Below are 23,107 nucleotides of genomic sequence, written 5' to 3'. Positions count from 1 at the left end.
TTTAGCTGCCTGCTCCGGGGAACAGCAGGGCAAGAGCATCAGCTAGCGAAGCGACCTCACGTACTGAGACACCAGCAGGTACCTCACCCACCCCGGCAGGCGAGGCTGGCACGATCACGTGGGTGAAGCCTAACCTGCCTACCTCGGCAATGCGCTGGCGAATGCCGGGCACCGCCCGCACCTCACCGGCTAGACCCACCTCGCCAAAGACGGCTAGCTTACGGGGCAGAGGTTTATCTTGAGCTGCTGAAGCGAGTGCGATCACGCAGGCAAGATCGGCGGAAGGCTCAGAAATTTTAGCGCCGCCCACCGTTGAGATATAGCAGTCCAGTTTGCCCACGTTGAAGCCGGCTCGCTTCTGCAACACTGCCAGCAACATAGAAATTCGCGCGCCGTCCAACCCACTGGTGGCACGGCGCGGCTGCGGAGTAGCGCTCTGATCCAGCAGCGCCTGCACCTCAGCTAGCAGGGGGCGGCGGCCCTCCATGGTCACGGTGACACACGTGCCTGCCACCGGGTGCGGGGTACGCGACACAAAAAGCCCAGACGGGTCAGTCACCGGGGCGATGCCGTCCTCATGCATATCAAAGCAGCCCACCTCATCAGTGGGGCCAAAGCGGTTCTTAATGGCGCGCAGCATGCGAATCTGTGAGTGCTTATCACCCTCAAACTGGCAGACCACATCGACCAGGTGTTCCAAGAGGCGTGGGCCGGCGATAGTGCCCTCTTTGGTCACGTGACCCACCAATAGGGTGCACATATTGCGGCTCTTGGCTGCTGCAATAATGGACGCCGCGACCTCGCGCACCTGGGTGACACCACCGGCGCTGCCCTCCACCTCGCTAGAAGCCAGAGTCTGCACGGAGTCCACCACCAGTAAGGATGGGTTCACCTGCTCAATATGCGCTAGAGCTGTGCCCAAATCAGTTTCACTGGTCAAATAAAGGGTGTCAGCAACAGCATTGATACGGTCAGCCCGCAACTTCACCTGCGCAGCTGACTCTTCACCGGTCACGTACAGCACATTGTGGGGTTTAGCCGCTGCTCCCCCGGTAGCCCCTTGCCCACGGGCAAAAGTAGCCGCCACATCAAGCAGCAGGGTGGACTTACCGACGCCGGGCTCCCCCGCCATCAAAATCACCGCACCGGGCACCAGGCCACCGCCCAGCACACGGTCAAACTCCGGGTTGCAGGTACTCATATATTGCGCCACCCGCGAGTCCACCTCAGCAATCGGCCGAGCCGGGTTCTGCACGCTGGAAGCTACCGTGGTTTTAGCGGTAACGGCTCCCCCAACTTCTTCAACGGTGCCCCACTGCTGACACTCACCGCAGCGCCCCACCCACTTAGCGGTCGTCCACCCGCACTCAGTACAGCGAAAAGCGTTAGCGGAGCGGGAGCGAGAAGTCTTACGAGTAGCCATAAAACCAGCATAGAGCCGCGGGCTGACATTTTTAGCGGCGTCAGCTCACAGCGAGGCACACGGCAGAGACCTACGTAGGGAACACGGCTTTACATGAAGCGTTCTAGCAAGGAGCTTTCTGCCATGCGGGAAAGGGATTCGCGGATCACGCGGGCGCGCTGTTCGCCGATGCCCTCAACCGCACGGAGGTCATCCAGGCTGGCTGCCATCAGTGCTTGCAAGCCGTCGAAGTGGTAGACCAGGCGGTCGGCAACGGTACCGGGCATGGAGTGGATTCCGGCCAGTAGGCGGTGCCCGTGGGGGTGCATGGGGGCTTCTAAGTGATCTTTGAAACCCACGGCCTGTGCGATGGCGTGCAGGTCTACGATTTCTTTGTCGTCCAAGGCTTCAAGATCTGCTATGGCACCGTGCAGGGTCTCAGCGGGGGTTTCTGCTGGCAGGTAGTCGCGCAAGACCACCCAGGAGGCGGGAAGGTCGTTGGCGATGAGTTCTTCAAGCTGTAGGGCTACTAGGCGGCCCACAGTGCCCAGTTCCACCACGTAGTGCCCGGCCTCGACGGAGATGCGTCGCACCATTTCCATGCGCTGGAGGGTGCTGACTACATCGCGCATAGTCACGCTAGCCTCTATCTCTAGGGACGAGAGGGATTGAAGCACCTGCTCCAGACGTTCGGTGTAGCTATCCAGGGTACGAATCGCCTGGTTGGCCCGGCTCATCAGTGACTGTGTGTCTTCTACTGTGTAGCGGATGCCCTCGGCATAGACAGAGATGAGGGACATTGAGGCGCTGACCGCAATGACCGGGAAGCCAGTCTGCTTGGCTACGCGTTCAGCGGTGCGGTGGCGGGTGCCAGATTCGTTGGTCTCAATACTGGGGTCAGGTAGAAGCTGAACGCCAGCCGCCAACAGGGTGGAGGCGTCCTTATCGCAGACGATAGCGCCATCCATCTTGGCGAGCTCCCGCACGCGTGTGGCTGAAAAAGCGGTGTTAATAGCGAAGCCACCGGAGGACATCGCGGCAACCGTCTTGTCAGTGCCCAGCACAATCAGGGCGCCGGTGCGGCCACGCAGGATGCGCTCTAGCCCCTCGCGCAGCTCCGTCCCGGGAGCAATTTGGGCAAGGGTTTTTAGTAGGGAGTCACTATAAGCTGTCAGCACATGTTCAATGGTAGTCTACCCGGCAACTCCTCCCAGCCTGCGATGGCCAGCAGCGCATATAAAAAGGGAGCGCCCTACAAGAGGGCACTCCCCATCTAAAGACTGCGTCGCCTTAGCCAGTAACGACGATACGCACCGGCTGTGAGTTCACACCGTTAACGCTGGCAGTGGCCCAGTAATGCCCGGGCTGAATTTTAGCGCTGGTGCCGCAACCCAATACATTGAGTGAACGATCCCAGCTCAGCGAGGTAGTGTTGGTGGCGCCGGCTTCAACCTGAGCGTCCTCTGCGGGTGCAGCATGGCACTGGGCGTAGTTGAAGACCTGTGCGGGGCCAGAGGTAATGTTAATATCCACGTTAGCAACGCCGCCGGTGACCAGGCAGGGGTTATCCGAAGCGTTGGTGTAGACCACCGCAAGGGCAGGGTTCTGGCCGGCAGCATAGCTGGTACGGTCAGCGGTAAGGCTTACCTGCAGGTCAGCCGGGGTGCAGGCAGCAACTACGGCGGGAGTTTCAGTGGGCTCAGGGGTAGCCTCTTCAGTAGGCTCCGCTGATTCAGTGGGTTCTGCCGACTCACTAGGCTCCTGGGAGGCAGACTCAGTAGGCTCTGCACTCTCGGATCCATCAGAGCTAGCAGAGGGGTCAGCGCTCTCGCTGTCTGAGGGGCTGGCAGTTGCTGATTCGGTAGCGCGCTGGCTGAAATCGCTAAAAGCCTCGGCACTAGCTGAGGTTGACGAGGTAGCGGCCGTGGGCTCAGAGTCTCCGCCTCGACCTACGAGCCAACTCACCAGGCTAATGCCCAGCAGAAGCACCAAGACTAGGACAAGAAGCGCAATGATGCGGCGGCGACGGTAAACCTCGGGCGAAGCTACGCCCCCATGTGAATCAACGTTTTCTGACATAAGACTAGAGTACCGGGTTTAGTACGGGTCAGAAAAATTTATATACCGTATTAGCGGGTTTATGAGCAGGTGTTTTAGAGTGTTGAGGTGCCTTCCTCTCAGATTTCTGCCCTCCCCTCAGCCCGCGATATAGATTTGCTGCACGACCGTATTAACCAGTGGTACCTGCAGCATGCCCGTGACCTGCCCTGGCGCACCGGAGCTAACACCCCCTGGGAGGTGATGGTGAGCGAATTTATGCTGCAGCAAACCCCCGTCAAGCGGGTGCTGCCGGTCTGGGAAACCTGGCTGGAGCGCTGGCCTACGCCCGCTGATCTAGCGGCTGAGGAGCCGGGTGAAGCAGTGCGCGCCTGGGGCAGGCTAGGTTACCCCCGCCGCGCTCAGCGTCTGCATGCTGCTGCGGTTGCCGTCCTGGAGCGTCACGGCGGCAAGGTACCCGCCAGCTACGAAGAGTTACTGGCTCTGCCCGGGGTAGGCAGCTACACCGCCGCCGCTATCTCAGTTTTTGCTTTTGGACGCCGGGCCACGGTGATTGATACCAATATTCGGCGGGTGCACGCCCGGCTTATCTCAGGCAAGGCACTGCCGTCCAAGGCTCTCACCGCCGCTGAAACCCGGCTGGCTGAAGCACTGATGCCAGAAGATCTTGCAGAATCAAACCTGTGGAACGTCTCGGTTATGGAGCTGGGCGCCCTCATCTGCACCGCCAAGTCTCCCTCGTGTGAGCAGTGCCCGGTGTTTGACCGCTGTGCCTGGGTGGCCGCAGGTAAACCAGAAGCTGACTACCAACCCAAAGGTCAGGCATGGGCTGGCACTGACCGCCAATTGCGCGGTGCTATGTTGTCGGTGCTCCGTGCAGCTAGCGGAGGCGTTGACCGCACGCTACTCACCACCGGTGGCAAACCTGATGTCGCCTACCCCGCAGAGCTAGCCCCCGCCATCCGTGCTCTCGCAGCGCTCAACTCTCCCTCAGAACAAATTGACCGCTGTTACGCCGGGCTTCTGGCGGACGGACTGGCACAAGAAAAAGCCGGGCTGGTATCCCTCTAACCTACCCCTGCACGTCCTGTGAACTATACTCCTAGCGGTACTGTGGATGGCATCTAGACTTATGTGGCCCAGGTCAGAGTGAGAACTGCCGTGTTTAGAGATCAATAATCATGCGGGTATTACCCAAGGTATTGGGCTTAACCCGCGCAAGATCTAGGAACTCGGCGACACCCTCGTCTCGGGAGCGAAGGAGCTCCATATAGGTTTCAGGGTCTAGCTGCTCCTGATTTTCCATAGTTCTAAAACCCTGGCGCCTGAAGAAGTCCACCTCAAAGGTCAAGCAGAAGACGCTGCTCACCATGAGCCTACGCGCCCGATCCAAGAGGGCGGCCACTAACTGGTGGCCCACTCCTAGCCCGCGGGCATCCGGTGCTGCAGCCAAAGTTCTAATCTCTGCGATGTTCTCCCACATCACGTGCAACGCCCCGCAACCCACCAATTCCGGCCCGGTGCCGCGGTCTACTTCTGCCACTAAGAACTCCTGGATGGCTTCAAAGTAGGTCACCGCTTCCTTGTCCAGCAGGATCCCATCGAGCGCAAGGGGCCGCACTAACTCTTGAATAGCGGGGACGTCCTTTACGGTTGCGGCACGAACAAGCAGTTGGGTCATAATCACAGTCTAGAGCAGAGATAATAAATCAGCCCCGCGGCCTTAGCCGCGGGGCTGATTTACATCATTACACACACATACACACAAGAATCTTCTTGTCCCTTTGAGCCATACACACTAAAACTCTCCAGGGGCTCTCTCGAACCGTATGACTTAAGTATGGCGCACTACCCTTGGGCTGTCGTTTAAAGAAGCTGGGCACTACCTGAGAGGTTGGTTAAGGTTTGATATCTTTCTTGGAGATGAAGCCCTGAATAGACTCTTCTCAGAGTCACTAATCAGCCAAGAAAGCTTCCCGAAAGCACTCAAAACGCTCCCTATACTCGGTCTCAGAGACCTTACCACTTAAAAGCCCCCTATTTTCTGCGGCCCTGAGAAATTCTGATGCTTTACCTTTGTCGTTTAGCACGTCCAGGCAACGACCTAGAGAGGCCCCTTTAAAATCTTCTTTTAACTGACCAGCAAGAAGACCTACTGAAGCTTTTTGGTCATCGTAGTCCCACTTTTCAAGGCAGTATTGGCCTTCCTCTGAATCAAAAATTATTTCCCTCACTATCCTCACACCGGCTTCTAGCAGTTTATGGAAATCTTCAGCATCTTTATCGAAATACATCTCGTGCCGAGTGTCTTATGCAATGATTTTTAACCCAAGCATGCAGTGGAGAGGTGGAATTTTAACGACAGCATCTGAGTCTAGCTCCCATAGCTCAGCTACCCGAAAAGACTCTAAGTGCCCGGTAACGTCCCAGCTCCTTTCACCAACCTCAAAAATCCCGTTTGGAGCAAGCTCACCGAAGGGAAGAATATCGACGTCAATACCTCCCTCCATAACTCTGCACAGTACTGACTTATCCTGTGAGGAGCTTTGACCAGGGCCTACACCACTCTGCTTACCAATGCGCTCAAGCCGCTGAAGGAAGTCTCCTCGCGCAGCAGCCGCAACACTGAAGTCGATATCCTGAGTGCTACGATAAGCACCTAGCTTAGCTTTCAGAAGGTAGTAGTCACGCACATAAGCCCCAATAAGCATGTAACTACCCTGCCCTAATACCTCATCTAATTTCTTAACACGCGGAGCAAGGTACGCGAAGACCTCCGCAGGAGGGTGCTCCTTAAAGTTCTTAAATTGATTAGCCATACGCGCCCATCCAATTCTGCGCAATTTCTATTTGCCTGGAATCTCCAGTCGCTAACGAATCAGCGTAAATAAGGAGGTCGGGTACTACACCATCGGGGGTCAAAACATGAGGCTCCCAGAAAATCTCACTTAACTCGGTATTTCCTTCTTCCGCCGTCTTCAACCGGTAGGCGGTAGTAATTTCTTTCCACGGCGGTTGACCGTAAAACAGGGTAGTCATTGGTGCAATCATTCCGGTCTTCAGAGCAAGAGCGTTTTCACCTCCCATAATTGCACCGGGAACCCTGCCTTCGCTCACCTCGATACGCCATTCTTGGGGGTTAAGCCCCTGCACCCAACGTGATTTCAGAGACGGTTTGAGGGTTGATATATAGTGCTCAATCCACCGCCGTTGCAGATCGCGCTGGTGCCTCATTTTTCGATAGCGCCCATCAATCGCTAAATATCCTTCAGATTCCAGGGCTTTAAAGACAGTTGAGACAGTTCCAGTTGAGGTATGCGCTGTGGTCGCAATTTTCGCAACCGTCCAGTTAAGAGAATCCGGCTCTACCAAAAGCACAAACAAGACCTTTAGGCCGCTAATTGAGAAGGCCCTCCCAATTTCGGCTAATTTATTGTGCGCTGGCGTGGTCTCACCACCACTCTTTAAAGCCTTAAGAACCTGTTGTTTACCTTCAATACGTAGGTAAATCCCCTTCGCCCTAATAAATAGATTCCCTGCCATATCAATAAAATTCAGGCCTGACGAAGCCCAGCGAGCATGCTCCAGGTCAGAAAGTATCCTGTTGATAATGAATAGTGTATAGGGGTTTTGCTTCTTTACTTCAAGGGCATCTTCATACGAAAGACCAGAAAAAGGCACCATCACAGTCTCTGTAGCCCCATCCAGTAAGAGGGTTAAGATTTCCCCGCCTCCGCCACGAGAATTCCGTACGGAAACATACCCTATATTTAAGCTGCGCAAATATACTACGAAAGCACTGATATTAGCAATTTTCTTCACTCGGACCATGAGTTCATAATAACTGAAGATAGTTACTCAGCTGAATATTTTTGACAAATGAAATTAATAAAAGTAGGGCCCTCAAACGAGCAAGCGTTTGAAGGCCCTACTGTTTTATGTATCAGGACTACTCCGAGTCAGCTTCGCGGGCGTCCTCAGCCTCAACCTGCTGCTCGGCAACCTTGTTGGCGATTTCAGCTTCGGGAACTGCGGGAACTTCCTCAGCCTCGTTCTGCTTGAAAGCCTTCTCAAAGCTGGCGCTGTCCAACTCACCCAGGGGCGCTGAAGAAAAGACAAACTTCTGCAACTCGCCCTCCCCCTCAACGTCCACGGTAATCTTCTCACCGTGCTTGATCTCGCCGAAGAGAATCTTCTCTGACAGGGGATCTTCGAGGTTGCGCTGCATCTCACGGCGCAGCGGGCGGGCACCCATCGAGGGGTCATAGCCCTTGGTTGCCATAAGAACCTTGGCCTTATCGGTCAGCTCAATGGACATGTCCTGCTCACGCAGACGCTCAGCCAGGCGGGCAACAAAGAGGTCAACGATCTGCAGAATTTCGGTTTCTGAGAGCTGTGGGAAGACGATGATATCATCCACACGGTTGAGGAACTCGGGGCGGAAGTGCTCCTTGAGCGACTCCATCACCCGGCCCTGCATGCGCTCGTAGGAGCCGGCGTCATCGCCCACCTGCTGGAAGCCGACAGGCACACGGCGCGCCATCTCACGTGAACCCAAGTTGGTGGTCATGATGATAACGGTGTTCTTGAAGTCCACCACGCGACCCTGAGAGTCGGTCAGACGACCGTCCTCAAGAATCTGTAGCAGTGAGTTGAAGAGGTCAGCGTGAGCCTTTTCAACCTCATCGAAGAGCACCACGGAGAAGGGCTTGCGGCGCACCTTTTCGGTCAGCTGGCCGCCCTCTTCGTAGCCCACGTACCCGGGAGGGGCACCGAAGAGACGAGAAACGGTGTGCTTCTCCTGGTATTCAGACATGTCCAAGGTGATGAGGGCATCTTCATCGCCGAAGAGGAACTCTGCCAGGGCCTTAGCCAGCTCGGTCTTACCGACACCGGTGGGGCCGGCGAAGATGAAGGAACCACCGGGACGCTTGGGGTCTTTCAGACCAGCGCGGGTGCGGCGGATGGAGCGAGAGAGCGCCTTAATAGCGTTCTCCTGACCGATGACGCGCTTGTGTAGCTCGTCTTCCATCTTGAGCAGGCGACTGGTCTCTTCCTCGGTAATCTTGTAGACGGGCACACCGGTAGAGGCAGCCAGGACATCGGCGATAACTTCGGGGGTAACCTCACCGAAGGCGTCGCCGGCATTGCGCCAGGTCTTCTCGGCTTCGTCCTTCTCAGCAATCAGCTTCTGCTCTTTATCGCGCAGGTCTGCTGCCTTCTCAAACTCGTTAGCGGCGATAGCCTCTTCTTTTTCGCCCTTGATCTTTGCGATACGCTCTTCAAGCACCTTAATCTCAGGCGGAGTGGTCATGCGCTTGATACGCAGGCGAGCACCGGCCTCATCAATCAGGTCAACTGCCTTATCGGGCAAGAAGCGGTCTGAGATGTAGCGGTGAGCCAGGTTAACGGCGGTCTCAATGGCCTCATCGGAGATAGTGACGCGGTGGTGCGCCTCGTACTTATCGCGCAGGCCCTTGAGAATTTCAATAGCCATTTCTGGAGCCGGTTCGTCCACCTGGATAGGCTGGAAACGGCGCTCAAGAGCCGGGTCTTTCTCAATGTGCTTGCGGTATTCATCGAGGGTGGTTGCACCGATGGTCTGCAGTTCACCGCGAGCCAGCATAGGCTTAAGAATAGAAGCAGCGTCGATAGCGCCCTCGGCGGCACCAGCACCCACCAGGGTGTGAATCTCGTCGATGAAGAGGATGATGTCACCGCGGTTGCGGATCTCCTTGAGTACCTTCTTCATGCGCTCTTCAAAGTCACCACGGTAGCGTGAACCTGCCACCATAGAACCCAAATCCAGGGTATAGAGGTGCTTGTCTTTGAGGGTTTCGGGGACGTCCCCAGCAACAATAGCTTGAGCCAGGCCCTCAGCGACAGCGGTCTTACCCACGCCGGGCTCGCCAATCAGCACGGGGTTGTTCTTGGTACGGCGGGAGAGCACCTGCATGACGCGCTCCATCTCCTTGAAGCGCCCAATAACGGGATCAAGCTTACCTTCGCGTGCAGCAGCGGTCAGGTTACGGCCGAACTGGTCCAGGATGGCTGAACCGGCGGGAGTGCCTTCGCGTGAGTTACCCGCCCCAACACCGGCAGCTTCCTTGTTGCCTTCAGAGCTGTTGCCAGGGTATCCCGAGATGAGATCCATAACGGTCTGGCGCACCTTAGCAGGCTCAGCACCCAGCTTCGACAGAATCTGGTTGGCGACGCCTTCATTGGCACGCACCATGCCCAGCAGAATGTGCTCGGTGCCAATGTAGCCGTGGTTGAGCTGAATAGCCTCACGCATGGAGAGCTCGAGAATCTTCTTGGCGCGCGGAGTGAAAGGAATGTGCCCGCTGGATGCCTGGGGGCCAGAACCGATGATTTCCTGCACCTGCTCCCGGACAGCCGTCAGATTCACTCCCAGTGATTCCAGTGCGCGGGCAGCAATGCCTTCACCCTCATGAATTAGACCGAGCAGAATGTGCTCAGTACCGATGTAATTGTGGTTGAGCATGCGTGCTTCTTCTTGAGCAAGCACGATTACTCGGCGAGCGCGGTCAGTAAACCGTTCAAACATTGAACACTCCTTGGAAACGTATTATTACCCCAAAGATTACGCGTCTTTGTAAGGGCGCGGGGGGCTGTTCGCCAGGGAATGAACTGCGTTCGCCAACAAAGTAAAATGAGCCGACTTTGAGGGAAAAAAGTAGGTTTCACGCACCGGACGTTAGAGAGGGAAGATTATATTGGTCGAATGCCGGTGAACACCCAATGGTGGCAGCAGATTTATTTCAATCGCATATTTAAAACCAAAGCCTGGCGAATCTCTGAGTAACCCCCTGCTTCCACTATTTACCTATCGCCTCTAATTCCCAGGGGATACACTCATTAAAGCCCCCACTATAATGAGAAAGCTAATCCCTTGCTGACATATATAAAGGTGGGCACCCCCTTATCAGGGGATACCCACCTTTAGTGTGAGACTCTAAACCCTACTTATCTTTTTTAGCAGCGTAGTAAGCGTCCTGAATTTCCTGGTGAATACGGCCACGGCTTGATACCTTGTAACCGTTCTCCTGTGCCCACTGACGAATTTCAGCGATTTCAGGGTTGCGCTTAGTAGTACCTACGGTGGTACGTGAACCGGCGGGACGGCCGGGCGCTCGATTGCCCTGTACACGGCGAGCCTTGGCAGCGAAGGGGCGGATTGCGTCGCGAAGACGAGCCGCATTAGCGCTGGACAGATCAATTTCAAATGATCCACCATCTAGTCCAAAGCGAACGGTTTCGTCTGCGGGGCCGCCATCAAGATCATCTTCAAGAATAATCTTTACTTTCTGAGCCACTACTATCTCCTCATATAAATAATCCAGTGATTAAGGCAAGGAACCCTTATGAACGCACAAGAACCGAAAACGGGATGATTCGGTAAAAGTTTAGAAACAAGTTAACAGGAGAACCTATATCATTCATTAATATACACCGAGAGAATAAAAATGGGAAATGAGGGAAAATTTTACCGGTAAATTATTTACTTTCTTTGCCGGCACCAAAAGGGTCTTTAGTGCCTTTATCTTTCTTGACCGCTTCATACCATGCCTCAGCGTCCTTTTGAATATCGCTTTTAGCCGCACGTTCTGTGCGGTCAGCTCGGCTAATCCACCGCAAGATGAAGTAGAGGCCCAAGCCCGCCCCAATAGAGGGAAGAAGCCCGATAAAGAATTCCATGGTGACTCTTTTCCTTAGTGTTTCGCTCCTACCAATCTACCGTGAACACAAAAATATCGCCCATCGGTTAGAGCCAATGGGCGATATTTATAGGTGCTTCTCAGCCTGACTTACTCGGCTTCAGGCTTCATCAGTGGGAAGAGAATGGTTTCACGGATACCCACACCGGTGAAGAGCATTACGAGACGGTCAATGCCCAGCCCCAGGCCGCCCATGGGGGGTGCTCCGTGTTCCAGAGCGCGTAGGAAGCCTTCGTCCAGCTGCATAGCTTCGTCATCGCCGCCGGCTGCCAGCTTGGACTGCTCAGTGAGGCGTTCACGCTGAATCACGGGGTCAATCAGCTCAGAGAAAGCGGTGCCGCGTTCCATGCCACCGATGATGAGGTCCCAGGCTTCAATCAAACCAGCTTCACTGCGGTGCTGGCGTGCCAAGGGCTGCGCGGAGGGCGGGTAGTCATAGACGAAGGTGGGGTTAATGAGAGTAGGTTCTACAATCTCACCAAAGAGCTCGACGACCAGTTTCTCAGCGTCCCACTTGGGATCAACGGCAACCTCGTGCTGTGCAGCAATTGCGCGCAGTTGATCGACCGTGGTCTCGGGGGTGATTTCCTGACCCACTACCTCTGACAGACCGGGGTAAACACCCAGCCACTTCCACTCACCGGTCAGGTCAATGGTGCCCGCCTCGGTTTCAATCTGGTGCACACCCACGGCATCAGCGCAGGACATGATGATTTCCTTCATGCGCTCAGCCATCACGAACTGGTCAGCATAGGCTTCGTAGCACTCCAGGGTGGTGAACTCAGGGCTGTGGGTTGAGTCCACACCCTCGTTACGGAAGACACGGCCAATCTCGTAGACGCGTTCCAGGCCACCCACCGCTGCACTCTTAAGGAAAAGCTCGGTGGCGATACGCAGCGTCATGGGCTGATCAAAGGCATTGAGGTGGGTGGTGAAAGGGCGGGCAGAAGCGCCACCGTGAATCAGCTGAAGGATAGGGGTTTCCAGCTCAGTGTAGCCGCGCTTATTCAGCACATCGCGCACGGTCTGGGTAATCTTGGCGCGCTTGAGCACAATCTGACGAGCCTCATCGCGCACCATCAAATCGAGGTAGCGCTGACGCACGCGGGTTTCATCGTTCAACTCAGAGTGAAGGTTAGGCATGGGGCGCAGTGCCTTGGAAGCCATCTGCCAGGAGTCCGCCATGATGGAGAGCTCACCGCGGCGAGAAGAAATCACCTCACCGTGAACAAAGACGTGGTCACCCAAGTCAACCAGGGCCTTCCAGTCAGCCAGCGCCTCTTCGCCCACACCGGCCAGAGAAATCATGGCTTGAATACGGGTTCCATTACCCTGCTGCAGAGAGGCAAAGCAGAGCTTGCCGGTATTGCGCACAAAGACCACACGGCCGGCGACACCCACCAGCTCACCGGTCGTCTGGTCTGCCTCCAGCTTGCCATCATACTTCTCGCGAATCTCGGTGATAGTGTGCGTTACCGGCACACCCACCGGGTAGGCCTCACGGCCAGATTCAAGCAGTTTGGCGCGCTTGTCCAGGCGAATCTGCATCTGCTCTGAGACATCGTTCTTTTCGTGCACAGTAGTGCCCTGTTCAGTCAATGGTTTACCCGTTCTGAGGTTGGTGCAAAGGTGGTCTAGTTAATGTCCATGTTATCGATGAGGCGGGTGTTACCCACGTAGGCTGCTACGAGTGCCAGGACACGCCCCTGGTCGTCAACGGGAGCTTGGAAGGTGGCAGGGTCAATCACTTCAAGGTAATCAAGACGCACGCCGGGGGTGCTGTTGATGGCCTCACGCGCTTCGTCCACGGCGGTATCGGTAAGGACGCCGGTGATGTACTTTTCGCGCAGGTGCGCCAGGGTGCGGGAGAGCACCAGGGCAGCTTCGCGGTCCTCAGGGGTGAGGTACTGGTTGCGAGAAGATAGCGCTAGCCCGTCATCCGCACGCACGATGGGTACAGGTTTGATGACCACATCGTGGTTGAAATCGGTGACCATGCGCTGCATCAGGGCCAGCTGCTGGGCGTCCTTCTGCCCAAAGTAGGCATTCAGCGTAGCGCCCTCGGTCAGCGGCTTCAGAATGTTGAAGAACTTGTTAATCACCGTCAGCGCACCGTCAAAGTGCCCGGGGCGGGTTTTCCCCTCAAAGAGGTGACCCAGCTCGCCGGAGGACACCGTAATACGGGGCTGGCCACCGGGGTACATTTCTTCAACCGTAGGGGCAAAGATAACATCCACTCCGGCTTCTGCTGCCAGCGCGGCGTCCGCCTCAAGGGTGCGGGGGTAGAGGTCGAAGTCTTCATTGGGCCCGAATTGCAGGGGGTTCACAAAGATGGACAGCACCACCACGTCATTCTGCTCGCGGGCGCGGCGAATCAGGGTGGCATGCCCCTCATGCAGAGCGCCCATGGTGGCGACGTAGCCCACGGTTAACTGCTTTTTTGAGCCCATCTGGGCGTTTAGCTGGCTGGCTGCACTGGTGCGCGCTAGGAGCATCTCGTTACCAAGATCAGCGATGGTGTGTGTAATAGCGGGTTGGCTCATCACGACTGTGAGAGGTCCTTTCACTGGACGACAGGCTCTAGTTTACCGTCAAAGCTGCAAGCACACTATTGTACTGCTCACCGGTGAGCGCCCCGCGGCGGTGGGCACGTTCGGCGGTGGCGCGTGCCAGGGCCAGATAAGCAGAACTGATGTCGCCCGCTTCTTCTTCTACCGCAAAGCCTGCCAGGGTTTGGGCGTGTGCAGCCACCGTGTGCGCGTCCCCGCGAGCCACGGGGCCAGTGAGCGCATTTTCTCCCGCTGATAAGGCGTTATCTAAGGACGCTCGCAGCAGAGGTTCAAGGTAACGAGCGGGATCTTCTACCCCGATAGACCGAAGAATCTGCAGGGATTGACCGGTGATAGTGACCAGGTGATTAGAAACGTGAGCGAGGGCAGCATGGTAGAGCACCCGGTCTCCCTCAGCAATCTGGACCGGCTCACCACCCATCTCTACAGCCAGCGCCTGGGCAATGGGCAGGAAGGGAGCAGGGCCGGTGACACCAAAACTGGTGGTTTTGAGGCGGGTGAGGTCAAGGGACAGTCCGGTGAAGGTCATGGCCGGGTGGATAGCCAGACCGATAGCACCGCACTCTTTGGCGGGGGCCAGCACATCGGTACCGTGACGTCCGCTGGTATGAAGAACAATCTGCCCCTGCTGCCAGGCTTTAGTTTCTGCCAAGCCTTTGACCAGGGAGGACAGGGCGTCATCGGGCACTGCCAAAAGAACCACTTCACTGCGTTCAACAATCTCGGGGATAGCCAGCACCGGGACGCCGGGCAGTAGCGCCTCAGCGCGGGTTTGGGAGGCCTCAGAAACAGCGTGCACCCCCACGATAGCGTGACCGGCCGCACGCAGTGCGGCACCTAAAACCGCTCCCACTTTCCCGGCGCTAATAATGCCTATACCCAGGCGGGCAGGTTTTAGGGGATTCACGGGCGGGGCCTTTCGGTGGCAGGTGCAGATGCCCCACCATTCTACGCGCAGGCAGCAGGCTAGCGGGCAGAGCGCAGGTGCTGCACGGTTCGCGCTACCAGCAACGCTGCGGGTACCAGTAGCGGAGTAGCACCACCCAGCATGAAGGAACCCGTTATACCCACCAAAAGCCCCACGGTTTTTACGGCAGCGATTATGGGTTCAAGGGGCACGGTCAGCCCCTCAATGGTGGTGAAGGTGAGGTCGTAGTTGAACTGGGTGGGCGGGTTTACCTCGCCCAGTGCTATCGCAAGCCCAAAGAGCAGTCCGCCCAAAGCCAGCTGCAGAGGTAGTTGAAAAACCAGTGCCATGGTCAGCACATAGACAGCTGTAGCAACCCCTGATCCTGACGCGAACCCCAGCAGGGTGCGAAAGTAGGGAGCCCCCAGCCACTGGCGCAGAGCCTGGTGAGAGGCCCACTCACGGGTCAGCCAGCGGTAGAAAGAGGCCACAACCCACGTGCCCAGTGCGATAGCAGCCCCCGCTCCGAGGGCACCGAACCCCACTCCCAGGAAGATAGCAAAAGGTAAGCTGACCAGGGCAGTGAGTATCAACGGTAAGAGGCTGTCCGCCAAGGCCGCTAGCGAAAGCTGCGCCGCCGAGGCTGAGCTCAACCGGCGCCGGGTACGGGAACCTTCCGAGCCATAGTAGCGGTAACCATCAGGCCCGCCAACATTGTGCAAAGCATAGAGCAGCATTGAACTTCGGCCGTAAGCCGCCGTTGCTACGCGCCATTCCAGCGGGGTGCGCGCCGTTCGGAGGGCTAGAGCTAAAGAACCCACGATCGCCGCCAAAACCCAGCCGCCGGTAAGGAAAGGCACGAGGTTTAGCCTTATGCCAGCCCCTAAACTAGTGGTGGTCAGCAACACCACAACCACCCCAAGGGTAAAAGCACCTGCCGCCCACAGCAGGAGGGGCAGCTTTCTATCCAGCAGTTGGCAACCCAGTGCTCCCTGCATGAGAACCGCCCCGAAGAGCAGAGTTGCAAAGGCTGTTCCCACCAGCCAGGCAGCTGAAAAAGGAGCAAAGATCGTGGCGAGCAAAGTGGAGACCAGCCCCCAGGACGCCAGCACCGCCCAACTCTCGGTGCGTCGCCAAAGATTGCATAATGGCAGGCGGCCGGTGAAACGCCAAAAAAGGTCAGAGGACGAATAAGCAACCGGCCCCAGAAGGTAGAGGATGCAGGCAAAGGCAGCACTGGAAATCAGTAGGGCACCGGCAAAGAAGGGGAGGGCCTGCTGATTGGTGAGGGTGAAGTAAAGGTAAGTACCGCGAACATTGCGGAGCCCGTAGGCCATAGTGGCTGCAATAGCGAAAAATACCACCACGTAAAAGAAAGAATTGTAGACCTCTACGAAACGGTCCCCGCGGCTGCGGGCGACCGGTAGGGCACTCACGCCCGGCTCTCTTCTTGGTTCAGGGGGAAACGCAGATTGACGGTACCCGCTATTTCATTGAGCAGCGGGTCATGCGTAGCAATGCAGACCATATCGCCTAAGTCCGTAACCCGCCAGTCAACCCACTCGGTGATCCACTGCACCCCGGCTGAATCCAACCGTTTTTCGGGTTCGTCCAGAAAATAGTAGCGGGCCGGGCGTACCAGCAGGGATGCTAGGCGCGAGCGCTGCTCCTGCCCAGAGCTTAGGGTGTAGGGTTGCCGGTCGTAGGCCTGGGGCACGCCCAGCTCTTCTAGGGCTTCGCGCGGGCTGTAGAGATTCTCGGGGTCAGTGCCCAGTGCCTCGTTAATTTCTGTGGCAGCCCGCGCCATCATTTCAAGGTGCTGGCCCACAGTCACCCCGGGTAACCAGCCGATGGCGTCATTGATGCCGAAGACCTGGGTACGGAAGGGGCGGGACGAGGACTTAACCGGCGCACCGTTCAGAAGCATCTGCCCCTCGGTCAGCTCTTCTTGCTGCAGCAGACACTTCATGAGGGTCGATTTGCCCGAGCCATTGGGGCCGGTCAGTGTGTAATAGGTGCCTCGGTGCAGCTGCACCGAGGCGTCCTCAAAAACCAGGTTTTCTTTAAAAGCTTTCTTGGCAGCAAGTAACTCAATCAAGGGCTGTCCTCTGTTCTGTCTGTGAGTAAACACCCGGGGCAGCTAATACCTGGTTGGCGTGGACGCCCAGCTGGGCCTGGCGGACCAACAAGGCGCGGGCCGTTGCGGTGTCCACGAGGTCTATCTCGCTACCACTCACCAGGGCACCGGCGGCGGTCACCGATACCTCCGCATAATCGTAGCGCTTACCCAGAGGCCCCTGCTTCAGTTCAAGCTGCTGAATTTTCGCGTGCGGGGTAATGCTTAGTTTTTTGGTCATCATGCCACCGCGCACCAGCAATAGTGCGGGAGTCTGCGAAAAGGCATTGCGACTGATTGCAAACCAGTCAACGCGGAAGCGGGCAGTAAGTTGACTAGCGGTAAAGCCGTGACCGCTGCCCTTAGCGTCCAGACCTGCATGCAGCTGCTCAGCGGTAGCCCCGCCGTGCGCCTCATCGACAACGACCAGGGGTAGGATGCGCAGCAGGTCAGCGCGAGTGCCCACCGGCAGCAACTCACCGGCAAAAGCGGCATTTTCGCCTTCACCCTGCCCGGCCAGGGCAACAGATACCTTGTACCAGCCGGTCAGGCGCCAGAGCAGGGGCTGGGTGACAATCACCGACTGGATGCGCCCCTCAGGCACGGTTCTTGTGACGGTATCGGTGAGGCCAAAACGGGTCTTCAGACCATCAGGGCTGGTCACCAGTCTAAAGTTCCACCCGGTGTTCAGACGCTTCCAGAGAGCAGATGCCAGGCCCGCAATCAAAGCCAGGTTAGAAGCAAAAACAGCGCCGAAGGAGATGTCTGACCAGAGCATGACACCCATCAGAGCACCAACAAACAGCACACCGGAAACTACTCCCAGCGAAAGGAACATAGACCCCAGCAACCTGGCCACCGGCACATGCACAATCTGCTGCTCGCCCTTACCGCGTGCCCCCAGGAAGTTCTCGGTGACGTGCTGGGCCAGGCGCTGACGCAGATGGTGTTCCCCGGCCTGCACACCAGGTGCAGAGTCAGGGTGCCCAGGTTCTAGCTGGCTACCAGCCGCGCTAGGCTTCGAGCCTGATTTCAAGTCCCGCACTTGGACCAGCAGTTCATCGCGTAGCCTGCGTGCCTCTCGGTAGCTAAGATACTGCACCTGCAAGGCTGACCCCGCGCCGTCCGCCACATCGAACTTAAGTTCAGCAAGCCCCAGTATGCGGGCGACCAGGGGCCGGTTGACGTCGATAGACTGCACCCGGTCAAGGCGTGCCTTGCGCTCAGTTTTGAAGAGCATGCCGCTCTTGATGTAAACGTTGGAGGTATCCACCGCAAACCGGTAAAAAAACCAGGTCAGAAAAAAGGGAACCAGCAGCAGCAGAAAAACCAGCACCGCCGCTACCGGAAGCCAGAAACTGCCGAAGATGTGCAACCATGCCAGGATTCCGGACTCAGGCGGTTGCGCTGTCGCCAAATCCTGGAAGGTCAGGGGATCATCGCCCCTAAAGAAGTCTTCAACGGCGGGGCGCACAATCCCAAAAAGGAAGGCAACGATAATCAGCCAGGACCGGACCAGAGGTGAGAGCGGGTGCGCCCGGCGCCAGGTCAGGGTCTGTTCCTGCTTCCAATCGGAAGGTTCATCTGAGTGCGCCGTGTTTTCAGGTTTTGTAGCGCTCACCTACAGGCCCACCATCTTGGTATCAGATAGGTCGGTCAAAATTTCACGCAGCCGCTGAGCCTCTGCCCTATCAAGCCCGGGAAGGACCGTGCTGGCTCCGCCGGCCGTTTTGATGTCGAGATGGCTAAGACCCACCATGTTCTCAACAGGCCCGGAGCTCACGTCAATGAACTGGATACGGCCATAGGGTACCGCGCGCACTTTACGGAACATGATGCCCTTGCGGGTCAACAAGTGCTCAGCGCGTTCGCTGTAGCCCAAGGCGCGCACCTGGCGTCTGACAATAATGGTCAGCCAGATTTGCCACACCACCATTACCGCGGCCAAAGATACCGATAGCCACAGGGGCATATTCCACCAGCCCAGAACCTCAGTAAATAGCAGGGGAAGGCAAGCTAAAGCAATCATGATCAGCGACCAGATAGCCCGCGAAATCATACGCACCTTGAGGTACTTAGGGGACACCCGATTCCATTCAATGTCGGCGGGGTCGATGAAATCCTTGCCCAGACCGTCTAGGTCAAGCGGAGGCAGAGTGGGGGTAAAAGCTGGGGAGCTAAAAGTCTCAGTCGCCTGGGCTTGCTGCCAAGGTGTTGCTACAGCGGGAGGACGTACAGCCTGCCCCTGGTCATTATCTTCGATCAGCCTGTTCTCAGTCATGGAAACGCTCTCTGCCTAGTAACTCATCAACCTCAGTGTTCATTGTTCCATAGGCATGTAATCTGGCGAAGAAAATAATCTGTCGAAGAAGGCTACTACTTACTTTCGCGGTTCGCTAGGGGCCCGGTCTGCGGCAGGCCCTCACCCAGACCCGTGCCGCCGCCGTCTTCATCATCACCGGGAGGGATCCTGCACATGTTTACTGCGATGACGCCGGAAACCATCATAAAGAGCCCTGCCACCATGGAGATAGCTGATTCTGCGAGCGGCCAGGTAGAAGCGCGGCTGCTCATGAGGCCAAGTTGGAAGACCAGGATAGCCAGCTGCCAGCCCATAACCAGTGCGCCGGTCAAAGCCAGTGCCTGCGCAAAAACCACGATGCGGGCGGCTAGCAGGGGGTTCATGTTGCCCGCCTGGCTGCGGGTTTCACGTTTGCTGAACTTACTGACCTGGCTAGCCAGATAAAGAACTGCGCCGCCAATCAGGAGAGCTGCCACCCAGATGAGGGCGGGCAGAGAAAGCTCCGGCCCCCCATTACGCACGCTCAGCGAATTAACGATGGCGCCGGTGGCGGCTCCACCGGCAAGGGTGAGCGCCAGCGCGCGGGGCTTCAGGTTCACGCGCACACCACTGGGGCTGGGCGGAACTCCCTAATACCTTCCGCGTCAGGGGCTACATCCGCTAGTTCACGTACAGAGGACCCCATGAGCTCGGCGGCTGGGTCCATACGAGCCCAGGGTTCAAGCACGAAAGCGCGCTCGGCGGCGCGGGGGTGGGGCAGGGTGAGGTCGGGATCGTCCATCTCGAGGGAGGCGATATCGATGATGTCGATGTCCAAAGTGCGAGGGCCCCAGCGCACTTCTCTGGTGCGGTGGTGCTTCTCTTCGATGCTCTGGCAATACTCCAGGAGCATGAAGGGCCGCATAGCTACCGCTATCTCAATGACCATATTGGTGTAATCCGGTTGACCGGCGGGGCCTCCCACGGGTGCAGTAATTGCAACCGGTGAGACTCGGGTGATTTCAATCTTCTCGTGAGCAGCAAGATCAGCAACAGCCTGAGCCAGAGTATCTTCACTAGCACCCAGGTTTGACCCCAGCGCAAGAACAGCTTTAACGGGCATGATTCTCCCTAAAAATTGTGACCGCAACATCTGCGAAGGTGACTTCGATAGGAGCATTAGGCTTATGCACCGTTAGTTCCACAGCATCCAGCGGAAAACGCTCCAGCACCGTCTGCGCGATGTTCTCTGCCAGGGTTTCAATCAAATCTAAGGAATCACCGGTGACGATTTCGCGGATCACTTCAGCGACCTCAGCATAGTTGACGGTATGAGCGACATCGTCGGTAGACGCAGCTTGGGCGAAATCGGTGAACATGGTGATATCGACGAAGAAGGGCTGCCCTGTTTGTTTTTCGGTATTAAGCACACCGTGATAGCCGACGCTACCCACGCCGGTCAGCGTGATACGGTCAGCGCGCGAGTAGTCCCTGCGCGTGAAATCGCTAGATGATTCGTGAACGTGCATGGCCACCTTTCACCGGGGTCAGTGAGCACCATCGTTGGTGTCTTGTCTAACAATTATCCACGGTGCTTAGGCTACTTGAGCTACTAGTAATTCGTGCTTTTAAACATGATGTATTCAAACTCTGCCGATTTTCTGCGGAAACTCCCAGCTTACTGAGTTTCACATCACCCAAGAAGGAGGTTAAGGTCACAAACACTTTTTCTTTTGTGAAGCGTTTATTTCAGCGGTGAGAAGTATATTTCTTTAACCTATTCGGCGCCCTGTTGCCAGGCAGACCTCACCGCTAGAGCGTCCACGGTGGCACGCACGTTATGCACCCGCACTGCCCACGCCCCGGCTTCCGCCGCCATCAGGCTGAGGGCGGCGCTGGCGACGTCGCGGTCAGCGGGCGCACGCTCAGCCACCTGATCCACGGGTTGCCCCGCGGACGCCGCGTCGCTGGCCTGCAAGGCAGCGGCGATAAAACGCTTGCGGGAGCCAGCCACCAGAACCTTATGCCCCCGAGCAACCAGGCCCTCAATACTCGCCAAAATTTGCCAGTTCTGGTCCCCGCGTTTTGCGAAACCGGGGCCCGGGTCAAGGATGATTTTTTGGGGTTCCACTCCCCCGGCCAGGAGGCGCTGCCGCAAGCCCAGCAGTTCAGCGGTCACCTCATCAGCAACCCGGCCGTACGTCGCCTGAGAATCCATGGTCTGGGAGGTGCCCCGGGCGTGCATGAGGATGTAGGGAACGTTCAACTCCGCTACCACTTCGGTCATATCATCACGCAAGCTCATACCAGCCACATCGTTGATGATGTTGGCACCGGCGGCCACAGCTGCCCGAGCAGTTTCTGGGTTGAGAGTATCAACACTCATCACAACACCCTGCGCTGCCAGCGCTTCAATCACGGGTAGCACCCTGCGCTGTTCTTCAGCCAGCGGGACGCGCACCGCACCGGGGCGCGTAGACTCGCCGCCTACATCGATGATGTCAGCCCCCTGCTCTATTAGACGCAAAGCGTGAGCTACAGCTGTCTCGGTCGTGGCGTGCAGGCCACCGTCAGAGAAAGAATCAGGGGTGACATTGAGAATGCCCATCACCAGAGTTCGGTCGGCAGGCAGAGCCTCAAAAGTGCCGTGAGCGTGCGGTAAATTCATGTCTCCAGTCTAGGGGTCGAAGGTACCTGGTGAGAATCTACCTGGGCTTACAATGATGTTTATGCCTTTATCAATGTGACAGCACAGGGCACTCAAAGACCTTTTGAGTGCCTCTTTTGTGCTGTTCTCATCCCTCTGCATGCACTTGCTTGCAGGAGGCAACCTTCACACCCACCCGCTCGTCTTGATGCCGACCTGGGCACTGGCTATTCCCCTCTGCGCAGCGCTGTCCAGCCCGCGCCCCCTCCTTATCACGCATCAGTGTTCCCGTGCTGTTGGGTCTGGCGTGGCCGGTCCTTGGTGTTTCCTTGCTGCTCATGCTGGGTTTGGACGCCGCACTCTACCAGCGTGAAAAGCGGGCCGGAGCTTCCATCGGCTAACCCTTCCGCCTGAACTCTTGCCTATCGTTTATCGATATGCCACACTAGAGCATATCGATAAACGATAGGCTTTTTGATTCAGAGAGGGATGTATGCCACCAGACCAAGAACACCAGATTAAGTGCAACCTTGACCGGCTTCTAGAAGAGCGAAACCTGAGCCTGGTTGAGCTCTCCCAGCAGGTGGGTGTATCGGTTGCCAACCTGTCGGTGCTCAAAAATAACCGGGCTCGCGCCATCCGCTTTTCCACCCTCACCGCTCTCTGCCACGTCTTAGCCTGCAGCCCGGGCGACCTCTTCACCTATAACGACCAAGGAGCCTCCTGATGGGAAAACTCAAAAATTACCTGGGGCTGGACGCCGGCAATAAGAACCAGCCAGAAGAGCATAACTTCAGCGTCGCCTACATCTACACCGGTTTCGCTATCTTCATGATCCTTGGGCTTGCCGTTATACAGTGGCCTGAGCAGGGCATCCCCTCTCCCCTGCACCGTTTCAACCCCGAGCTCACCGGCGGGACTCACTGGGTCAGCGCAGAAAACCTCAGCCAGCTCACCGTAGTAGCTGCCTGGGCAGGCTTCGTCTGGAAGTTCATGGTCTATCTAGCTACCGCGGTGCTGCTGCACCGGGTGGCTAAAGCCTTCTACCGGAAGGCTGACTTCACCGTTACAGCCCTGGCAACCCTGCGAGCCGTGCCCATCGTCCTGCTGATCGGCATGATTGGCTACTCCATTTTCACTGAGGTGGTGGCCTTTGGTGTCAGCAGGGCCTACGCTCTGGACTCCCTCGAAAAAGAGGCGACCTTCTTCTCAGACCAGGGAATGGTGACTCTCCTCTTTATCGCAGCCCTCTTCTTCATCGAAGGAGCACTACGCCGGGGGCTGACCCTTCAAGAGGATACAGACGCCACCATCTAACAGGTGCTCTTGGGGCTAAGGCACAACGAATAGGGCCGGTTTGTTGCTACAAACCGGCCCCTTTCCAATA

The 23,107-nt window shown here is 56.9% G+C and carries 24 protein-coding genes; 3 read left to right on the top strand and 21 right to left on the bottom strand.

The genetic code is table 11. The features are described from left to right. Position 1: 1 nt before the first annotated feature. From radA to ABD982_RS01055, 3 genes are all read right to left on the bottom strand, one after another. A complete protein-coding gene (gene radA, locus ABD982_RS01065) occupies positions 2 to 1,423 on the bottom strand; it encodes a DNA repair protein RadA (protein ID WP_251379482.1) in 1,422 nt (473 codons plus the stop codon). Between the two features lie 89 nt (positions 1,424 to 1,512). Continuing rightward, entirely contained in the window at positions 1,513 to 2,580 is a 1,068-nt protein-coding gene (disA, locus tag ABD982_RS01060) for a DNA integrity scanning diadenylate cyclase DisA (RefSeq protein ID WP_345443631.1), read from the bottom strand. A 112-nt stretch (positions 2,581 to 2,692) separates the two neighbouring features. Next, positions 2,693 to 3,481, bottom strand: a complete 789-nt coding sequence (locus ABD982_RS01055) for a hypothetical protein (protein WP_345443629.1) — start codon at positions 3,479 to 3,481, stop codon at positions 2,693 to 2,695. 87 nt (positions 3,482 to 3,568) lie between these two features. On the opposite strand from ABD982_RS01055, the gene ABD982_RS01050 reads away from it, so the two are divergent. Beyond that, complete coding sequence (locus ABD982_RS01050; RefSeq protein WP_345443626.1) at positions 3,569 to 4,531, top strand: HhH-GPD family protein; 963 nt, start codon at positions 3,569 to 3,571, stop codon at positions 4,529 to 4,531. Positions 4,532 to 4,625: 94 nt separating this feature from the next. On the opposite strand, the gene ABD982_RS01045 is transcribed toward ABD982_RS01050, so the two are convergent. The 18 genes from ABD982_RS01045 to folP all read right to left on the bottom strand — a co-directional run bounded on the left by ABD982_RS01045 (position 4,626) and on the right by folP (position 21,741). Then, positions 4,626 to 5,141 (bottom strand): amino-acid N-acetyltransferase, encoded by a 516-nt coding sequence (locus tag ABD982_RS01045; RefSeq protein WP_345443623.1) that lies wholly within the window; start codon positions 5,139 to 5,141, stop codon positions 4,626 to 4,628. Positions 5,142 to 5,415: 274 nt separating this feature from the next. After that, entirely contained in the window at positions 5,416 to 5,754 is a 339-nt protein-coding gene (locus ABD982_RS01040) for a hypothetical protein (protein WP_345443620.1), read from the bottom strand. Positions 5,755 to 5,769: 15 nt separating this feature from the next. Then, entirely contained in the window at positions 5,770 to 6,279 is a 510-nt protein-coding gene (locus ABD982_RS01035; protein WP_345443617.1) for a hypothetical protein, read from the bottom strand. Then, on the bottom strand, positions 6,272 to 7,282 hold the full coding sequence (locus ABD982_RS01030; protein ID WP_345443614.1) for a type IV toxin-antitoxin system AbiEi family antitoxin: 1,011 nt from the start codon (positions 7,280 to 7,282) through the stop codon (positions 6,272 to 6,274). Before ABD982_RS01030 ends, ABD982_RS01035 begins: the two co-directional genes overlap by 8 nt. A gap of 127 nt (positions 7,283 to 7,409) precedes the next feature. Next, positions 7,410 to 10,028: an ATP-dependent Clp protease ATP-binding subunit gene (locus tag ABD982_RS01025; RefSeq protein WP_345443611.1), complete on the bottom strand. Its 2,619-nt coding sequence runs from the start codon at positions 10,026 to 10,028 to the stop codon at positions 7,410 to 7,412. A gap of 415 nt (positions 10,029 to 10,443) precedes the next feature. Further along, entirely contained in the window at positions 10,444 to 10,797 is a 354-nt protein-coding gene (locus ABD982_RS01020) for a histone-like nucleoid-structuring protein Lsr2 (RefSeq protein ID WP_345443608.1), read from the bottom strand. Between the two features lie 181 nt (positions 10,798 to 10,978). After that, positions 10,979 to 11,179 (bottom strand): hypothetical protein, encoded by a 201-nt coding sequence (locus ABD982_RS01015; RefSeq protein WP_345443605.1) that lies wholly within the window; start codon positions 11,177 to 11,179, stop codon positions 10,979 to 10,981. A 110-nt stretch (positions 11,180 to 11,289) separates the two neighbouring features. Next, positions 11,290 to 12,747 carry a lysine--tRNA ligase gene (lysS, locus tag ABD982_RS01010; protein WP_345445721.1) on the bottom strand — a complete coding sequence of 486 codons (1,458 nt, stop codon included), beginning with the start codon at positions 12,745 to 12,747 and terminating at the stop codon, positions 11,290 to 11,292. An 86-nt stretch (positions 12,748 to 12,833) separates the two neighbouring features. After that, a complete protein-coding gene (gene panC, locus ABD982_RS01005) occupies positions 12,834 to 13,742 on the bottom strand; it encodes a pantoate--beta-alanine ligase (RefSeq protein WP_425570024.1) in 909 nt (302 codons plus the stop codon). 37 nt (positions 13,743 to 13,779) lie between these two features. After that, positions 13,780 to 14,676 carry a Rossmann-like and DUF2520 domain-containing protein gene (locus tag ABD982_RS01000; protein ID WP_345443602.1) on the bottom strand — a complete coding sequence of 299 codons (897 nt, stop codon included), beginning with the start codon at positions 14,674 to 14,676 and terminating at the stop codon, positions 13,780 to 13,782. A 59-nt stretch (positions 14,677 to 14,735) separates the two neighbouring features. Beyond that, on the bottom strand, positions 14,736 to 16,112 hold the full coding sequence (locus tag ABD982_RS00995; protein WP_345443599.1) for a hypothetical protein: 1,377 nt from the start codon (positions 16,110 to 16,112) through the stop codon (positions 14,736 to 14,738). Then, on the bottom strand, positions 16,109 to 16,774 hold the full coding sequence (locus ABD982_RS00990; protein WP_345443596.1) for an ABC transporter ATP-binding protein: 666 nt from the start codon (positions 16,772 to 16,774) through the stop codon (positions 16,109 to 16,111). Before ABD982_RS00990 ends, ABD982_RS00995 begins: the two co-directional genes overlap by 4 nt. Then, a complete protein-coding gene (locus ABD982_RS00985; RefSeq protein WP_345443593.1) occupies positions 16,767 to 18,413 on the bottom strand; it encodes a PH domain-containing protein in 1,647 nt (548 codons plus the stop codon). Before ABD982_RS00985 ends, ABD982_RS00990 begins: the two co-directional genes overlap by 8 nt. After that, a complete protein-coding gene (locus ABD982_RS00980) occupies positions 18,414 to 19,073 on the bottom strand; it encodes a PH domain-containing protein (protein ID WP_345443590.1) in 660 nt (219 codons plus the stop codon). Between the two features lie 95 nt (positions 19,074 to 19,168). Beyond that, on the bottom strand, positions 19,169 to 19,693 hold the full coding sequence (locus ABD982_RS00975) for a DUF3180 domain-containing protein (RefSeq protein ID WP_345443587.1): 525 nt from the start codon (positions 19,691 to 19,693) through the stop codon (positions 19,169 to 19,171). Continuing rightward, positions 19,690 to 20,196, bottom strand: coding sequence for a 2-amino-4-hydroxy-6-hydroxymethyldihydropteridine diphosphokinase (gene folK / locus ABD982_RS00970; protein WP_345443584.1), 507 nt, complete (start codon positions 20,194 to 20,196; stop codon positions 19,690 to 19,692). Before folK ends, ABD982_RS00975 begins: the two co-directional genes overlap by 4 nt. Beyond that, positions 20,186 to 20,602: a dihydroneopterin aldolase gene (gene folB, locus ABD982_RS00965; RefSeq protein WP_251379503.1), complete on the bottom strand. Its 417-nt coding sequence runs from the start codon at positions 20,600 to 20,602 to the stop codon at positions 20,186 to 20,188. The genes folK and folB overlap by 11 nt, the downstream gene beginning before the upstream one ends. A gap of 248 nt (positions 20,603 to 20,850) precedes the next feature. After that, positions 20,851 to 21,741, bottom strand: coding sequence for a dihydropteroate synthase (gene folP, locus ABD982_RS00960; RefSeq protein ID WP_345443578.1), 891 nt, complete (start codon positions 21,739 to 21,741; stop codon positions 20,851 to 20,853). 472 nt (positions 21,742 to 22,213) lie between these two features. On the opposite strand from folP, the gene ABD982_RS00955 reads away from it, so the two are divergent. Together ABD982_RS00955 and ABD982_RS00950 are read left to right on the top strand one after the other, a co-directional pair. Further along, positions 22,214 to 22,447, top strand: coding sequence for a helix-turn-helix domain-containing protein (locus tag ABD982_RS00955; RefSeq protein WP_345443575.1), 234 nt, complete (start codon positions 22,214 to 22,216; stop codon positions 22,445 to 22,447). Then, a complete protein-coding gene (locus tag ABD982_RS00950; RefSeq protein WP_345443572.1) occupies positions 22,447 to 23,037 on the top strand; it encodes a hypothetical protein in 591 nt (196 codons plus the stop codon). The genes ABD982_RS00955 and ABD982_RS00950 overlap by 1 nt, the downstream gene beginning before the upstream one ends. Positions 23,038 to 23,107 lie beyond the last annotated feature (70 nt).

Source organism: Rothia endophytica (genome assembly GCF_039543885.1).
Classification (GTDB): Bacteria; Actinomycetota; Actinomycetes; order Actinomycetales; family Micrococcaceae; genus Rothia; species Rothia endophytica.
Note: the sequence above shows the minus strand (reverse complement) of the source record. Positions and strands in the feature narration are given on the sequence as shown.

Coding starts and splice junctions, on each gene's coding strand:
- ABD982_RS00955 (WP_345443575.1), top strand. CDS start 22,214: ATGCCACCAGACCAAGAACACCAGATTAAGTGCAACCTTGACCGGCTT.
- lysS (WP_345445721.1), bottom strand. CDS start 12,747: ATGCAGATTCGCCTGGACAAGCGCGCCAAACTGCTTGAATCTGGCCGT.
- folP (WP_345443578.1), bottom strand. CDS start 21,741: ATGAATTTACCGCACGCTCACGGCACTTTTGAGGCTCTGCCTGCCGAC.
- folB (WP_251379503.1), bottom strand. CDS start 20,602: ATGCACGTTCACGAATCATCTAGCGATTTCACGCGCAGGGACTACTCG.
- ABD982_RS00950 (WP_345443572.1), top strand. CDS start 22,447: ATGGGAAAACTCAAAAATTACCTGGGGCTGGACGCCGGCAATAAGAAC.
- ABD982_RS01040 (WP_345443620.1), bottom strand. CDS start 5,754: ATGTATTTCGATAAAGATGCTGAAGATTTCCATAAACTGCTAGAAGCC.
- ABD982_RS01025 (WP_345443611.1), bottom strand. CDS start 10,028: ATGTTTGAACGGTTTACTGACCGCGCTCGCCGAGTAATCGTGCTTGCT.
- ABD982_RS00980 (WP_345443590.1), bottom strand. CDS start 19,073: ATGACTGAGAACAGGCTGATCGAAGATAATGACCAGGGGCAGGCTGTA.
- ABD982_RS01015 (WP_345443605.1), bottom strand. CDS start 11,179: ATGGAATTCTTTATCGGGCTTCTTCCCTCTATTGGGGCGGGCTTGGGC.
- ABD982_RS01045 (WP_345443623.1), bottom strand. CDS start 5,141: ATGACCCAACTGCTTGTTCGTGCCGCAACCGTAAAGGACGTCCCCGCT.
- ABD982_RS01055 (WP_345443629.1), bottom strand. CDS start 3,481: ATGTCAGAAAACGTTGATTCACATGGGGGCGTAGCTTCGCCCGAGGTT.
- radA (WP_251379482.1), bottom strand. CDS start 1,423: ATGGCTACTCGTAAGACTTCTCGCTCCCGCTCCGCTAACGCTTTTCGC.
- ABD982_RS01035 (WP_345443617.1), bottom strand. CDS start 6,279: ATGGCTAATCAATTTAAGAACTTTAAGGAGCACCCTCCTGCGGAGGTC.
- panC (WP_425570024.1), bottom strand. CDS start 13,742: ATGAGCCAACCCGCTATTACACACACCATCGCTGATCTTGGTAACGAG.
- folK (WP_345443584.1), bottom strand. CDS start 20,196: ATGCCCGTTAAAGCTGTTCTTGCGCTGGGGTCAAACCTGGGTGCTAGT.